Origin of the sequence: Clostridium sp. 10cd* (assembly GCF_044336395.1) — a bacterium.
GTDB classification, from domain to species: Bacteria; Bacillota_I; Bacilli_A; order Erysipelotrichales; family Erysipelotrichaceae; genus Clostridium_AQ; species Clostridium_AQ innocuum.
Window position 1 is genome coordinate 3,423,186 of sequence record NZ_CP172347.1, and the last position, 15,615, is coordinate 3,438,800.

Annotated in this window: 15 protein-coding genes and 1 tRNA gene; 4 read left to right on the top strand and 12 right to left on the bottom strand. The window is 43.8% G+C overall.

Annotated elements, in window-relative coordinates; translation table 11 throughout:
* Positions 1–74: 74 nt before the first annotated feature.
* The 5 genes from ACG3M1_RS17085 to ACG3M1_RS17105 form a co-directional block, all read right to left on the bottom strand.
* Positions 75–1,010, bottom strand: a complete 936-nt coding sequence (locus tag ACG3M1_RS17085; protein WP_008818005.1) for a ParB/RepB/Spo0J family partition protein — start codon at positions 1,008–1,010, stop codon at positions 75–77.
* Entirely contained in the window at positions 964–1,791 is an 828-nt protein-coding gene (locus tag ACG3M1_RS17090; RefSeq protein WP_008818006.1) for a ParA family protein, read from the bottom strand. The genes ACG3M1_RS17085 and ACG3M1_RS17090 overlap by 47 nt, the downstream gene beginning before the upstream one ends.
* A gap of 147 nt (positions 1,792–1,938) precedes the next feature.
* On the bottom strand, positions 1,939–2,274 hold the full coding sequence (locus ACG3M1_RS17095; RefSeq protein WP_008818007.1) for a hypothetical protein: 336 nt from the start codon (positions 2,272–2,274) through the stop codon (positions 1,939–1,941).
* Positions 2,267–2,461: a hypothetical protein gene (locus ACG3M1_RS17100; RefSeq protein WP_044947940.1), complete on the bottom strand. Its 195-nt coding sequence runs from the start codon at positions 2,459–2,461 to the stop codon at positions 2,267–2,269. Before ACG3M1_RS17100 ends, ACG3M1_RS17095 begins: the two co-directional genes overlap by 8 nt.
* Positions 2,462–2,830: 369 nt before the next feature.
* Positions 2,831–2,904, bottom strand: a tRNA-Arg gene (locus tag ACG3M1_RS17105).
* Between the two features lie 395 nt (positions 2,905–3,299).
* Between ACG3M1_RS17105 and ACG3M1_RS17110 the strand changes: the two genes are divergently transcribed.
* Entirely contained in the window at positions 3,300–4,268 is a 969-nt protein-coding gene (locus ACG3M1_RS17110) for a P1 family peptidase (protein ID WP_002609589.1), read from the top strand.
* Entirely contained in the window at positions 4,259–5,008 is a 750-nt protein-coding gene (locus ACG3M1_RS17115; protein ID WP_008816818.1) for a hypothetical protein, read from the top strand. The genes ACG3M1_RS17110 and ACG3M1_RS17115 overlap by 10 nt, the downstream gene beginning before the upstream one ends.
* Positions 5,009–5,415: 407 nt before the next feature.
* Here the strand turns inward: ACG3M1_RS17115 and ACG3M1_RS17120 are convergent, their stop codons facing one another.
* From ACG3M1_RS17120 to ACG3M1_RS17145, 6 genes are read right to left on the bottom strand one after another with little or no spacing between them, the layout of a single operon-like run.
* On the bottom strand, positions 5,416–6,486 hold the full coding sequence (locus tag ACG3M1_RS17120; protein ID WP_008816819.1) for an amidohydrolase family protein: 1,071 nt from the start codon (positions 6,484–6,486) through the stop codon (positions 5,416–5,418).
* Complete coding sequence (locus tag ACG3M1_RS17125; protein WP_002609583.1) at positions 6,483–7,577, bottom strand: ABC transporter ATP-binding protein; 1,095 nt, start codon at positions 7,575–7,577, stop codon at positions 6,483–6,485. The genes ACG3M1_RS17120 and ACG3M1_RS17125 overlap by 4 nt, the downstream gene beginning before the upstream one ends.
* A 12-nt stretch (positions 7,578–7,589) precedes the next feature.
* The gene (locus tag ACG3M1_RS17130; protein ID WP_002609581.1) at positions 7,590–8,426 is read right to left on the bottom strand and encodes a carbohydrate ABC transporter permease; all 837 of its coding nucleotides are present in this window, start codon (positions 8,424–8,426) and stop codon (positions 7,590–7,592) included.
* Between the two features lies 1 nt (position 8,427).
* The gene (locus ACG3M1_RS17135) at positions 8,428–9,303 is read right to left on the bottom strand and encodes a carbohydrate ABC transporter permease (RefSeq protein ID WP_009270866.1); all 876 of its coding nucleotides are present in this window, start codon (positions 9,301–9,303) and stop codon (positions 8,428–8,430) included.
* Between the two features lie 56 nt (positions 9,304–9,359).
* Positions 9,360–10,640: an ABC transporter substrate-binding protein gene (locus ACG3M1_RS17140; protein WP_008816823.1), complete on the bottom strand. Its 1,281-nt coding sequence runs from the start codon at positions 10,638–10,640 to the stop codon at positions 9,360–9,362.
* A gap of 45 nt (positions 10,641–10,685) precedes the next feature.
* Entirely contained in the window at positions 10,686–12,020 is a 1,335-nt protein-coding gene (locus ACG3M1_RS17145) for an alpha-glucosidase/alpha-galactosidase (RefSeq protein ID WP_008816824.1), read from the bottom strand.
* 176 nt (positions 12,021–12,196) lie between these two features.
* On the opposite strand from ACG3M1_RS17145, the gene ACG3M1_RS17150 reads away from it, so the two are divergent.
* Both ACG3M1_RS17150 and ACG3M1_RS17155 read left to right on the top strand, forming a co-directional pair.
* Complete coding sequence (locus ACG3M1_RS17150; protein WP_002609572.1) at positions 12,197–13,207, top strand: LacI family DNA-binding transcriptional regulator; 1,011 nt, start codon at positions 12,197–12,199, stop codon at positions 13,205–13,207.
* On the top strand, positions 13,204–14,172 hold the full coding sequence (locus ACG3M1_RS17155) for an N-acetylglucosamine kinase (RefSeq protein WP_009588576.1): 969 nt from the start codon (positions 13,204–13,206) through the stop codon (positions 14,170–14,172). The genes ACG3M1_RS17150 and ACG3M1_RS17155 overlap by 4 nt, the downstream gene beginning before the upstream one ends.
* Before the next feature lie 298 nt (positions 14,173–14,470).
* Here ACG3M1_RS17155 and nagA read toward each other — a convergent pair whose 3' ends face one another.
* Entirely contained in the window at positions 14,471–15,595 is a 1,125-nt protein-coding gene (gene nagA / locus ACG3M1_RS17160) for an N-acetylglucosamine-6-phosphate deacetylase (protein WP_008816827.1), read from the bottom strand.
* Positions 15,596–15,615 lie beyond the last annotated feature (20 nt).

Sequence of the window (15,615 nt, forward strand, 5' to 3'; positions counted from 1 at the left end):
AAAAAAATTTGCTGTCCCCCAAAGGGCAGACTTCTCCCTCGGCGTTCCATGCCCAAATCCCTATTTTGTTCGTTTTACCTCTCGTGAGCCTTGTTCCGCTGCAAGTGGCGGTTATAAAACTCCAACGCCTTTACGACAAAATCCGTTTCCTGCCCTCTGGGGATGGATTTCGGTATGAGCTTGGTTATCCGCTCGTCCTTAAAGGCAGGCTTCTCTTTCTGGTTCGGCTTATCCTCCTGCATGATGCTCTGGATAACCTCGTCCGTGAGCTTTCCCTCCTGCATGAACTTTTTCATCTTGATAGCCTGTGCAAGTGAGGGCGTGGCATCGTTGTAACCCATTGCTTCAAGCAGGGTGTATTGCTGTTCTTCGGAAAGATAAGAAATTTCTACCGCAGGATTAAAAGCAATTCTCCTTTCATCTACCATTTGCAGGATTTCGGGTACAAGTTCGGTTAAGCGGATATAGCGGCGTATCTGTTCACGACTTTCACCAACTTTGTCGGCAAGTTCTTCGTTAGACCTCAACTTCGACACAAGTTGTGTCGAAGTTAAATCCGCTCTATTCCCCTGTCTGTTCATCGCTTCAAGCCGCATCTTATAGGCAAAGGCTTTTTCACTCGGAAGAATAACAGAGCGTTGGAGATTACTCTCAACCATGACAATAATCGCTTCATCATGTGTAAGCTCCTTAACCTCACATTTCAGCGTTTCAAGACCTGCAAGCTCGCAAGCCTTTTTCCGCCTGTGACCGCTGATTAGCTCGTACCGTCCGTCCTCTTTTTGCCGAACTGTCGCAGGGGTCATTACGCCGCTCCGACTGACACTTTCAACAAGCTGTTCCATATCCTCATTCATCAAAACTTTGAATGGGTGGTCTGGGAACTCATCAATTTCGGAAATGGGTATCTCCCTTATCTTGCTTAGATTCGCTTCTGCTCGGCTCTCGTCTGTTTCAAAGAGGTCATCGTATGCGGTCAGCTCGATTTTGCTTTCTCTGTTTTTCGCCAAGCTCTGCCACCTCCTTTCCGAACTGCTCGTAAGCGGCGGCTACCTTGCCGCCTTTGTCGTAGGCAAAAATGCTTTTTCCCTCTGCGGTGGCTTCTACTGCACGGATGGAATGGGGTATCTGTGCATCGAAAACTTTAATCCTCTGCCCGTAGGCACTCTTTACCGTTGCGGTAATCTCTTTAGAGATGTTCGTGCGTGGCATTACCATCGTCATTAAGATACCGTCAATCCGCAGATGGGGATTGATTTGCCGCTTGACTTTAGACACGGAGCGAAGCAACAGCTCTAAGCCTTTAGCAGAAAGATAATGGGGCTGTGTCGGGATAACCACGCTGTCAGCCGCCGCAAGAGCATTGATTGTCAGCATACCTAAACTCGGCATACAGTCAATAAGGACAGTATCATAATTCTTTTTTACCTCATTGATGCAGGTTTTCAGTACACTTTCACGGCTTATGGCGTTAATCAGCCTTACTTCCAAGCCCGACAGTTCAATGTTGGACGGGAGCAGGTCAACGCCCTCGTCATGGTGCAGGATGCTTTTGGAAACATCGACGGATTTATCATCAATAATATCCTGCATAATGGTTGAGAGTGTATTGGGTAAATCGTCTGGTCGGCTGTAACCGAGCGACATCGTTAAATTTGCCTGTGCATCGGCATCAATGAGCAGGACTTTCTTACCCTGCTGTGCCAGAGTTACTCCCAGATTGACCGCCGTGGTGGTCTTTCCCACACCGCCTTTCTGATTCGTCAGAGCGATTACTTTGCAATTTGACATAGATGCGTCCTCCTTTCGCATAGATTTAGCCACTTTGTCAAGGTGGCTATGTAAAGGATTCATGGCAATAAAAAAAGCCGACTGGCTGTTTTGTTATAAACTACACCAATCGGCTATGTAAAAATCTATTCAGTTTTATTATCTGCCTTACCTGTTCTTTCGTGATAAAGCTTCCCTTATTCTCTCTATATCCCATTTCTCTGGGAACAATACCGCCATAATATGAAACGCATCTATCAGTCCTGCAATATACGCATGGGTACCGTATTCAAAATCCTGCTTATCCCTGCAATCTATAAGATGTTGACAGACTTCCCTTTGTTTCTCTGTCAAATCAAGCTGATTAAAGGCATCCTCTGCACTTCCCTCATTATTACTATCTTTTTGATAACTTGCATCCGCTTGTAACAGTTTCAATACAGATTCGTCTTTCAGTTTCTCGACCGCTATTTTCACCAGTTCTTTAAATTCCTTATCACACATCACTTCTTCCTGCCATTTCTACCCTTAACTTTTTTACAGGTGCATGGATAACCTTGATAATAAGCTCATCAACGCAATCCGTATATCTTCCTTGCTGTATGAGCTGATTTTTTAATCCCACAAGGCTATGCAACAGGAGTTTTCTTTCTTCACTATCCACATATAAATGATTTTTCTTTTCCCTCACTCATATCACCGTCCTTTTTTCTTTCATTATATAAACGGACGGCAATATATTCAAACATACGGGATTATGTAACACCAGAAAAAAGCTCTTTGAACGAGTAACTTTTGCCTTTTCAATTAGCAGACTTTTTTGCACGATTTTTTCTCCGATTAGCAGGAGAGACATTTTGATTAGCAAAAACATCAAATTTCTTGCTAATCATTAGCAAGCTAATCGGTGACGATAATTAACAGTTCAATTTCTCTGTGGTCAAATCTGATTAGCAAAAATCGCTCCTGCTAATCGCACATTGCTACGAGTTCAAATTTATTTGGAAAATGAGAAACGCCGAAAACCTTGAAAAATCAATGTTTTCGGCGATGTTTTCAGCGTCGCTAAGAGGATTTGAACCTCCGACCTACCGCTTAGGAGGCGGTCGCTCTATCCAACTGAGCTATAGCGACAGTTACAAAATCTATATTTAGTTTTACTTGTTACCTTTTTCCTTTTCCTCTTAGGCGAGTGTTATAACACTTTCTTAGGAGGCGGACCCTCTATCCTGCTGAGGTACTGGGACATTTTCAAAAATCTATTCAAATTTATCTAGTTATCATTTCAAAAGGCGATTGCTCCAACTAGCCCTTAGGAGACGGCTGTTTTATCCCGTAAATAACTGCAATCAAAAGATTTTAAAGTATTTTCATGCAGAATCATGTTGCTATTTTTATTTCCGTTATTACACGCTGTGGCGCTCGCACATGGTTTACCTGTGTGAATGGTATATTTCATAAGCTCTTTCCCATAAAATCTTTTTCGTAGGAACCGCTTTATGCTACAATAAGGGCAGAGGTGAGCAAACATGAAGGAAATAAAAATTACAGATATCAAAGGCTTTCAGGTTGGGCAGGCAGAGAATCAGAAGGCGGGGACAGGTTGTACCGTTATCCTATGCAGAGATGGCGCAGTTGCGGGAGTCGATGTCAGAGGCGGTGGACCGGCTACCAGAGAAACCGATCTTCTGCATCCGATCAATATGGTACAGAAAATTCATGCTGTAATGCTGAGCGGAGGCAGTGCCTACGGCCTTGATGCTGCCAGTGGTGCCATGCAGTATCTGGAAGAACACGGTGCAGGCTTTGACATGCAGGTAGCCAAGGTTCCTATTGTCTGTGGTGCGAGCTTGTTCGATTTGTCCGTTGGCGATGCACATGTCCGGCCGGATAAGGAAATGGGCTATGCGGCATGCGTGGACGCAGAAAATGATACGGTATTAGAAGGAAATCACGGGGCGGGGACAGGAGCGAGCGTTGGAAAGCTGCTGGGCTTTGAGCATGCTATGAAAAGTGGTATCGGAACCTGCGGTATACAGGTTGGTGACCTGCAGGTTGCTGCTATCGTAGCTGTAAATGCCTGTGGAAATGTAGTGGATTATGAAACAAATGAGCTGCTGGCGGGTGTTTATGATTCCCATAGCGGATCAGTTTTAAAGGCACAGGATGTTCTGTTTCAACAAATGGATGCTCTGCGAAAGCTGCCGGAAGGCAATACGACAATCGGCTGTATTGTGACAAATGCAAAGCTTGATAAGGCGCAGTGTACCAAGATTGCAGGAATTGCACATAATGGCTATGCGAGAGCGATTCATCCGGTACATACCATGAGTGATGGAGATTCTATATTTGTACTCAGCAGTGGTGAGGTTGAGGTTATGGCTGATGCTGTCGGTATGCTTGCGACAGAAATGATGGCAAAGGCGATCAAACGCGCGGTTTTACACGCAGAATCAGCTTATGGGCTACCGGCCCATAGTGATGTAATATGCAAATAACCTTCTATCACTGGGGATATCAGTGTCCTATCATTGCAGAAATGCTGGAGCTGTTTCAAGAAGCTGCCATGGATGATGTAACCTGCATTGATATCACAGGTCAGGAAAAGCTTGCATTTGAAAAACAGCTGTATTATCCCTTTCTAACTATTTTCAATCAGCAGCTGCACTGGTATGGTCCTGTTACAGCTGCGGTATTAAAGGGAGTGCGGGATGGAGCCATTACAAGGGAGAAACCGTATGTTATTGAGCAGTCCTACGAGGAAAAAAGAGGTGAATTGCTTCCACTTACCAGTGAAACCCTGGCATTGACCGCAAAGGGATGCACACTGTGTGCGGATTGCGCACAGATGAAGAAAAAATCGGATTTTCTCAGCTCCTGCGGACTCACCACATTTGGTTTTATCCATCAGCTGGAGGGACAAATCGTAGGCGGTGTTGAATGGATGCCATCCTTACAGGTTCCATATCCGATTCCCAAGGATGCGCACACGGCTTTTCTAACATGTGTATATCATTCCAGTGAAGAGGCAGACTATAAGGCCTGGCCCTTGCAGTGTATGGAGAAAGAGCTGTTTAAAACCTACCGGAGAATACTGGTGATATGTGATGAGAATAGTACGTTTCCCAACGGGACGAAAGATTGGTTTGAACGACAAGGGTATTGTGATCTTGGCTTGATACAGGTATTGGATGGCTATGCCAGACTGCACTTACTGGAAAAGAAGCGAAGCGAATAATATGGGATGAAGACAGTATACGCTATCTATAATGGATACTGTCTTTTTTATGAATAACCGTTTTGTGATATACATTTAAACTTTTATAGAAAATCATTGTCATTCATATCGAGGGGAAGTATACTATATATATCTAATATATACAGCATTGTATACGTTTGAATACAACTATAGTATAGCGCTTAAAATGTCACTTTGCAACCATTCTTTTTAAAGGATATTTGTATGACACACATATGATTTTCTGCAAAGCTCATATGATACAGAAGAGATTATCCGATTTCTGTACAACAGAAAACAACATAAAAAGCTGCTTTGACAATCTCTATTTCAATAAAGCTTTACTTGACAGTAATAATCCTATACAAAAAAGCAATAGTTGCATGAAAACCATTGCTTTTCAAGGCTTATTTATTCTGTAGCAAAAACTGCTGTTCATCCATATTCATAATACGACATGCATTCTGATAATAGACTTTTCGCAAAATTTCATCCGATAGACCGATTCCATAGATTCGCCATCTCCCCTGTCCCGGAAGCTCGCCATTTGGCTGATATGGAAAATATTCATCCATGGTTTCCAGAAACCGGTAATAAATAGAATGCTGTCCCAGATCCAGCGGACAGCAATCCGTTCCGAATACAATGCGTTCTGAATACGTTTCAAAGAATGCTTTACTGGAATAGGGCACTCTCCCCAGCTCTGCTACACGCGCCGCCATATCCACATACATATTATCGTATCGATCCAGACGCAGTGCAACATGCTTCAGATTTTCCGCATAGCTGCCGAAATGTGCAATTATAAAGGTTGTTTGCGGGTGGTTCTCCACCATACGATCCTGCATATCCATAAGTTCTTCAAAGCACAACTGCCCCGGTTTGCCAAACTGCCAGTCAGGATGACAGTTCAATTCCTCAAAGCGTTCATTATGACGATCAGCAGGCTTAAAAAACGCTACTGGATCCGCAATATGAATTAAAATTGGCATGTGCAGTTCCGCTGCTGTTTGATACACAACATCCAGACGCGAATCATCTGTTCGAATATACCTGCCGTACGTATCCCTGTATTCCAGTGAAATGACCTTCCACATCTTGATACCGCGTGCTCCCTTCCGATAAGCTTCCATCAAATGATTACGCACCCATTGCTTGAAATCCGGATCATCAATTCTGGATACATCGATCCATACAAATGTAGTTATATAATTCTCAAAACCCTCCGTCTTACGAATCATGGCATCAAGCTCATTTCCCCAGACACCATCAAGATTCACGATATGTGCAACGCCAGCATCCTGCAAAGCTTCGACATAATCCGCAGTATTATACAGTGCCGCATAACCGGGGCCGGGAACCAGATTACCCATATGTGTATGCATATCGAATACCGGAAATTTCGGTTTGCATATCGGATGCTGTGGTGTTATACATTCTGCATACGGGTCAAACTGTGATAAATAGAGATCGTTCATGAATGAATTGCCTCTTCTGTTTCCGGATCAAAGAAATTCATACGGTTCGCATCTATCGTCAGTTTCAGCATCTGATGCGGCTGCAGCTCCATACGCGCATTTACCTTGGCAACCATCGGCGTATTACCGATCGTCCCATGCAGTATATATTCATTTCCCAGCAGTTCCTTTACATCCAACTGATAGTCTATGACAGATTTTGGATAGGTCTGTGCTACGATTTCCTCCATGTAGATGTTTTCCGGACGGATTCCCATGATAATTCTTTTATTCTCATAGGTTTTCAGACTCTCCTTCGCAAGATTATTTACTTCAATTGAATGTGCATCAAAGCAGAACATACCTTCCTTATACGTTCCCTCGATGAAATTCATAGCTGGACTTCCTAAAAAGCCTGCCACAAACATATTAGCCGGATGCTCGTAAATTTCCTTCGGTGCTCCGATTTGCTGGATATACCCATCCTTCATAACAACAATGCGGCTCGCCATCGTCATAGCCTCTGTCTGATCATGAGTAACATAAATTGTCGTCGCTCCGATGCGTTCATGCAGCTTTATGATTTCAGAACGCATCTGCACGCGCAGCTTGGCATCCAGATTAGATAACGGCTCATCCATCAAAAACACCTTGGCATTGCGGACAATTGCCCTCCCCAGAGCAACTCTTTGCCGCTGTCCGCCGGATAGTGCTTTTGGCTTGCGTTTCAGATATGGTTCGATTTCCAAAATTCGCGCTGCTTCGTGAATACGCTTATCTATTTCATCCTTTGGCACCTTTTTGATTTTCATGCCGAACGCCATATTATCATAGACACTCATGTGCGGATATAGCGCATAGGATTGAAATACCATGGCGATATCACGGTCCTTACTTGGCACATCATTTTCCAGTACATCATCAATATACAGACTGCCGCTGGATATTTCCTCGAGACCGGCAATCATGCGAAGCGTCGTGGATTTGCCGCAGCCGGACGGACCTACAAAAACAATGAATTCCTTATCCTTGATTTCCAGATTGAAATCAAAAACAGCCTGTACCTTATTATCATATATCTTATTTATATTCTCTAACCTTAAATTTGCCATATCTGCTCTCCTTTATTTCATACCTGTCATCGCGATACCCTTGATGAAATGCTTCTGGAAAATCATGAAAACGACAGTAACCGGCACCATAATCAATGCAGAAGCAGCCATTGTTGCGGAAAGGTCAGCCATATGCTGCGATGCGAAGAAGGACAAAGCCAACGGCAACGTCATTTTCTTAACCTCATTCAGCATAATCAGTGGATTCAGATAATCGTTCCAGTAATTCAGGAATGTGAAGATAGCCAATGCACCAAGTGCTGGTCGTATCTGAGGAATAATGATTTTCCAGAAAATCGTGAAATCTCCTGCCCCGTCCAGCTTAGCACTTTCAATAAGCTCTCTTGGTATCTCATCACAAAACTGCTTGCATAGATATATACCGAAGGCGTTTACGAAGGAGGGTAGAATCAAAGCGCCTGCACTGTTATACAATCCCAGTGAATTGATCAAAAGGAATGAAGGAATCATAGTTGTCTGTGCGGGAACCATCATACTGGCAAGCAGGATGGCAAACAATAGCTTTTTGCGTTTGAATTGAAATTTTGAGAACACATAGCCTACCAGTGCGCTGGTGAACAGAATAATGACGGTATTTGTCACCGTAATAAATGCACTGTTTTTAAACCAGGTGAAGAACGGGGATTGTGTCAATACCTTTTCATATCCGCTGAGTGTTGGCTCCAGCGGCAAAAGATGTCTTGGATTAACTAGAATCTCCTGTGTGCTTTTGAAAGAATTAGACAGCATCCAGAAATACGGCATGATGAAGAAAATTGCAAGGATCGCAAGACCGATAAAGATACTATAGCGGACAGCCTTTTGTTTCGTCATTTTATGTTTTTTCATATCAATACTCCCATTCTACCTTATTAGCACGCTGCTGGATGAGGGAAACAACCATAATAATCATGAACAATGCCAGAGAGATTGCCGAAGCATATCCCATGTCCTTAGTTTCAAAGGCTGTCTTATAAATATAGCTGGTCAAAACCAATCCTGAATTCTGCGGGCCATTACGAACTGCCATGACAGCGAACTGCGCAAATGCCTGAAAGTGAGAAATCAGTGTCATAATGGTCACAAATGTAAAGGTTCGCTTCAGCAGAGGCAATGTGATATGACGGAATTTCTGCCAGCCGCTGGCGCCATCCAAATCAGCTGCTTCATAGAATTCACCAGGGATTCCATCGATACCTGCCGTAAAGAGGATGATGTTGTAGCCGATATCTGCCCATATAGAGAATACAATGATGGACCACATGAGCACATCAGGGTTTCCAAGCCAATTCACCTCTGCTAAACCAAGGGTACGCAATGCCATATTGGCCAGTCCGTTTGTGGTAGGTAAAATACTCTTTGCCCAAACTACACTGGAAGCGACCAAGGGGGCAACACATGGCAGGAAGAAAATCATACGGAAGAGACTTCGGGTCTTGTTAGATTTAAACATACTGATCAGCTGTGCGATTCCCAAGGATATCACGATATTCAGTGCAACGGTAATCACAACGAAGAACAATGTGTTTTTCGTTGCTTTCCAGAATACTGGATCCTGTACAAGACGGACAAAGTTATCTAAACCTACGAAATGGTTATCGGATCGTAAAGGATTATAATCGAAGAATGATATCGCAAGACCTCCGATAATGGGACCAATCATAAAAATCATAAGATGGAGAAAGATTGGAATCAGGACGATGAGAACGAATTTTTTGTTTTTCAATGGGTTCACCTTCTTTTAGATTAGGGAAGAGCGATGTCCTCTTCCCTATACTGGCATTATTTTTTTATAATACCGTTTAATTCCTTCTCCATAGTAATTAGTGCCTGATCAACATTTTTAATATCACCGCGTACCAGCTTTTGGAAGGTTGCATTCACCTTTTCCTTAAACTGATCTGTATTGAAATGACCAATGAATTGCGACTTGTCAAGAATTTTTACAAGTGGTTCGGCATATGGCATCTGTTTGATAAATTCCGGATTGGATGCGACAGATTTTTTCGGAGGAATTTGAGAGCATGCGATATTATGTTTCATCAGCACATCATCCTGGAAGAAATATTCAAGAAATTTGAATGCTGCTTCCTGTTGCTTGCTGTTTCCATTAACCGCCATAGACCATCCAGTTTCTGCAGCAAATGCCGGCTTATCACCAAACCATGGCATAGATACATAATCAAAATCTTTTCCATATTCCAGGCCGAAGGAGGTGATGCCCTCCGCAATTGTCCACGGACCGCGCGGAACCATAACAACATTTCCTGCATACAGCTGCTGATATCCTTCCATATCACCGCCTCCATCAAGACCTTCCATTGTTGTGACACCATCGACCTTCACCATATCATACAACTCCTGCAGTGCTGCCTTTGCCTGTGGTGTCTGCAGATTGAAGCTACCGTCCTCGTTTTGATAGGTGCCTCCAGTGGACAGAATCATGGACAGGAACATATATGGTACAGAATCCCAATTCACAAAATCAAAGCCCTTGATTGTAATGGTGTCCCCATCCTTTTTCGTAGCTTTTTTCGCTGTTTCTCTTAATTCCTTCCAGGTGGTAGGAGTCTTTAAATTATGTTCACTCATCAATTTCTTATTGACAAGCATAGCACCATTTTCAATATTGAATTCCATTGGCAGACCATACAGCTTGCCTTCATATTCCAAAGCGCCAATCGTAGATGGGTACACATCGTCATGAATGGTCTTTGACAGATTTTCCGGTATCTCAGCAAGCGCTCCGGTACTGGCGAAATCCAGACCCCAGCCGCCCCATAGCTCGTAAATATCCGCTCCGCCTTCCTTGGAAATCAAGGATGTTTGGACCTTGGATTCAAATTGATCATATGGGAAGAATTCGATATTGATATGAATATCCGGATTCTTTTCCTCAAATTCTCTGGCAATTTTCTGATAAGAAGCTGCCCATGGTTCATTCTGGTGTCCCCAGAAGGTCAATTCCACCTTATCCCCATCAGATCCCCCGGAAGATGAACTACAGCCGAACATCGTTGCACTTAACAGCGCTGATAATCCACAGCAAACTAATTTTTTCATCGATTTTCTCCTCGCTTTGCTTTAATGTTTTGATTTACTCCCGTCTTAATCCTTTAAATCCAGTGTTTTGAAATATGTCAGATAGTCTTTGTTTTTATGCAGCATTTCCTGTACCATATCGTGAATTTCCTGCATACTCAGTACACTTGCCGTCAATGGATCAAAGAGTATCGCCTCAAAGATCAGCTGTGGATCGCCGTTTAGCGCTCCTTGTACAGCAAGCTCCTCGATGCGAGCAGAATGATCCACCATCAGAGCCAGATGATCCGGAAGCGTAATCTGCTGAATGGAATGAATCCCCTTGCTGGTCGCAACAACCGGAACCTCCACACAGGCATTCTCCATAACGTTTCGAATATAGCCTTTGTTTCGCAAATTGCCGTTGAAGAAATACGGTGTGTGATCTCCGAAGATGGCATTGAAGATATTGGATGCATATTCATCTCCCCGTTTCAAATCAATGTCTCCTTGATTCACCCAATCACGGTACTCCTGTTCCCAGGTATCCTCACGTTCCAGATATTCATCCAGAATATAGGCATATGCTCCCGGATTCCAGCCGGTTCCATGCGTACAGTAGGTTTCAATCAGATCCTTGCGTTTGCGGAACCAAGGATTATATTCGGAATTGTGCCCACTGGATTCGGTTGGAAAATACCTCAGATGCCGGTACATCTCGATTCGAACCATTTCCTCATTGGCAACCTCTTCTCGCTGAATAGCATTCTGAATCAGCGGATAGGCATCTTTCCCCTTCCATTCGTAATTTAGATAGAAGGCCTGATGATTGATACCGGCACAGGTATAGGAAATCTCCTTTGGATCGGCTCCAATCCAGTTTGCCAGCATTTCTGCTGTTCCCTGTACACTGTGGCACAAGCCAGTGACATTAACTTCTGTCTGCGTTTGCAGATAGCTGACCAGCATTGCCATAGGGTTTGTATAATTCAATACAATGGCATTCGGACAAAGCACCTCCACATCACGAATGATATCCAGTAGAACCGGTGCCGTACGCAAAAACCGAAAGATGCCAGATGGCCCGCGTGTATCTCCGACACAGATATCAACTCCATATTTCTTTGGAATTTCGATATCATGCCGCCAGACTTCAACACCTCCCTGCAAAATAGTGATCAATACACCGTCAGCATCCTTTAAAGCCTCTTTGCGATCAGTTGTCGCATGAACGACTGCAGGATACTTTCCTGCCTCCACAATGCGCATAACACCATCCTTGGCATATTTCAGACGTGTTTCGTTGATATCCATCAGCATGATTTCACAGTCTCTGAAAGCATCAAATGTCAGGATATCCCTTACCAGTCCTCTGGTAAAGTCAAGAGAACCGGCTCCAATAAATGCAAATTTCCTTTTCATAAACAGTTTCCTTTCTTTGTTTACTAAACATTTGTTTATTGTTTAGTTGATTACAACCACAGTATACCGCAACACTTTCTGTTTGTAAAGGCTTACAGACAATATTTTTACTAAATTATTTGCTTTTTCCCTAATTTTGTTCTATAATGTTTAGTAAACAGAGAGGAGATGGTTATATGTCAACACTTCGCGATGTCGCTAAGTTGGCTGGTGTATCCCTTGCCACTGCATCCCGTATCCTATCCAACGATGAATCCTTCAAAGCGACAGAGGCTACACGAAAAAAAATTGAAGATGCAGTCCGTGAACTGAACTACACCTTCAAAAGCAAAGCCAAGACCAGTAAATACAATATCGGCTGTATCATGGCAGTTACTTCAGAGAAATACGGTGATCCCTTTTTCAATTCTATTTTAGCATCCGCGGAGGAGGAAAGCACGAAATATGGGATGGCAATTTCTTCCATAAAAAATTACAATGAATTAAAAGATCCCGCTATTTTATCGGAAATGTGCAGACAGAATCTGGATGGACTGCTTTTAATGGAGGATTTGCCAAAGGATACCTTCGCGGCTTTAACAGCATCCATCCCTTACATCGTAGGAATCGATCCATACTGCTGCGACTATAACAACGTCGGATTTGATCATATTGAGGCAACCTTCCAGGTGATGGATCATTTTCTAGCCTGCGGATGTCGCAGAATCGCCTATATCGGTGGCGGAGCGCCAAATACCTGCTTTTTAGATAGCAAGCGGATGATCGCATATCGTGAATCTCTGCGCAAAGCAGGAATTCCCTATGATCCCTCAATCGTAATTGATTGCGATTGGGATATTGAAAAATGTGTGCAGGAAACCGAACAGCTGATGCTGCAGGAGAATCGCCCAGACGCTATTTTCGCGGGAAGCGATACACTCGCATCCGTCATCCTTGGAAAGCTGTATGAAATGGATATTCGCTGTCCAAGAGATATTTCCATCATCGGTTTCAACAATCTTTCCACCACTGCACATATGATTCCACCGTTATCCACGGTGGATGTACCAACACATGAAATCGGAAAACGTTCGGTTCAGCGGCTGTATCAGCTGATACACGAGCATGATGAGACGATACTCAATATTCTGTTACCAACAAAATTCATCGAACGAAACTCTACAGCACGAAAGGATATGAAAGAATGAACTATTATCTGGGAGTAGACGGGGGAGGAACCAAGACAAAATTCATCATCTGTGATGCATTTGGCAGAGTACAGGCGCAAAGCATACAGCCTACCTGTCATTATCTGCAATGCGGATTGGATGGTGTCACCAAAGTCATGCAGGACGGCCTGTATGACTGCCTGAATAGCAGTGCGATAAAGGTAGAGCAAATCGCCGCTGCGTTTATCGCCTGTGCAGGATATCGGGATATAGAAAAGGACAGTCCCGCCATCGAAAGGGCTGTCAAAAAAGCTTATCCGCAAATACCGCACATGCTAGGCAACGATATGGAAAACGCACTGGCAGGATCCCTGGCTGGAGCTGCAGGAATCAATGTAATCGCAGGCACCGGTTCCATAGGACTTGGAAAAAATGAACAGGGGCAGATGTGCAGAAGCGCAGGATGGCACCATATCTTCGGCGGTGATGAAGGAAGTGCCTACTGGATCGCCTGTCGGCTGATTCAGCATTTCACTAAACAAAGCGATGGCAGAGAACCAAAAACTGCATTATATGAAGCTGTGAAAACACAATATCATCTACAGGAGGACAGTGATATCCTAACCACTTGTGTTGTGAATTGGAACTTTGACAGAACCAGAGTTGCCGCGATGTCGCAGACAGTGTTTACACTTGCAAAGCAAAATGATCCTGTCGCAATGAAAATTTTTCAGGAAGCCGCAAAAGAGCTTGCTGATATTTATCTAGCGATTTACCGGCAGCTGCCCTTCACTTCCAAGAATATCCCTGTTTCCTATAGCGGAGGCGTATTCAAAAGCGGTAGCTATATTCTGGAGCCGTTAAAGGAATATTTGTCCATCGAACCAACATTAACGCTCACTGCGCCAATCCTTTCTCCCGATGCAGGCAGTATCATACTTGCAATGCAGTACGACAACCGCTTGATAGATGAGAAAATCATTCAAAATTTACGCACCTTATAGCTGATTTTCATCCATTTCTTCGTATAAAGAAACACACTTTGGAAGCCTTATGCTTCAATACATGTGTACAAGCTGCGCTGTTCACATACAGAAAAGCTGATACCTCCCCTGTTAAAGTACGGTATCAGCGTTTTTTTCAGTTTATAATAGGAGATATTCATGTGGCACTTATTGGAAATAGACGTATACATGAGCCACCATTTATAAAAAACGCATTATCCTAAGAAAATGTGCAGTCTGCATATATGCTCAAATAAGCTGTTTTTGTTGTTGAAGAGACGATTTTCCCTGCCTTCCTCTACATAAAATATTTCCTTTGCCAGACCCTGTGTATATGAAATGCATCATCCATTAACATCAAATCCGCATCATAGCCAGGCTCTATTGATCCTTTTTTCCAGCCATACAGCCTTGCGGGATTATATGCCGCCATACGCACCGCACTTTCCACACTGCAACCGGTATATCTGCACATATTGCGCAGGGCAGTATTCATTGCCAGCGTGCTTCCTGCAATTCGCCCGGTTTCCTTTACCGTAGCTTTTCCATCCTGAATGACAATATTCTTGCCGCTAAACGGATATTCTCCATCCGCTACCGCCTTATATGGATTGGCGTCACTGATGAGTATGATGCGATCATCCCCTAAAGCACGATAGGTGGCATGAACGACATCCGGATGTACATGAAATCCGTCCACAATCAGCTCGCACATCAGATCGGAAAGCAGTGCACCTGTCACCACACCGGGATTACGGTGCTCATGCTGACTCATCGCATTATACAGATGGGTAATCCCCTTTGCTCCGTTTCTCTGAGCCTGCATCACCTGCTGTGCATCTGCCATGCTGTGTCCGATATTCATGACAATGCCCTGCCTTGTCCCCTCCTTGATCAGTCTTTGCGCATCAGGCAGCTCCGGTGCTATCGTCATTGAGGAAACATGGGAAGAAACACGCAGAAACTGTCGAAATTCTTCAATATTCGGCAAACGCAGAAATTCTTCCTTCATGACAGCCTTCTGCTTCGGATTCAGAAACGGTCCCTCCAGATGAATACCGAGTAAGGAATCCGTTACCTGCGAATCCAGCAGCTGCAGCCGCTCCATCGTCATTGCATGATTCTCCACAACCAGACTGGCCAGAAAACCGGTGACCCCTTCCGCATGCTCCAAAGCGATGATTTCCTCTATTGCTTGGGCAGTACACGTATTAAAATCAAAGCCGCCGATTCCATGCGTATGTGTATCCAGCAGTCCCGGTGCCAGATACAATCCCTCTGCATCAATAACCTGCTCGGCATGAGGAAGCTCACATTCCGAAGCGATATCCAAAATCGTGCCATCTTCGATCAGAACGGCTTCCTCCTTCACACACCGCTGTGCATGCATAAGCACCCGTGCATTTATTATCATTGTCTTCATTTATGTTTTTCCTTCTTTCA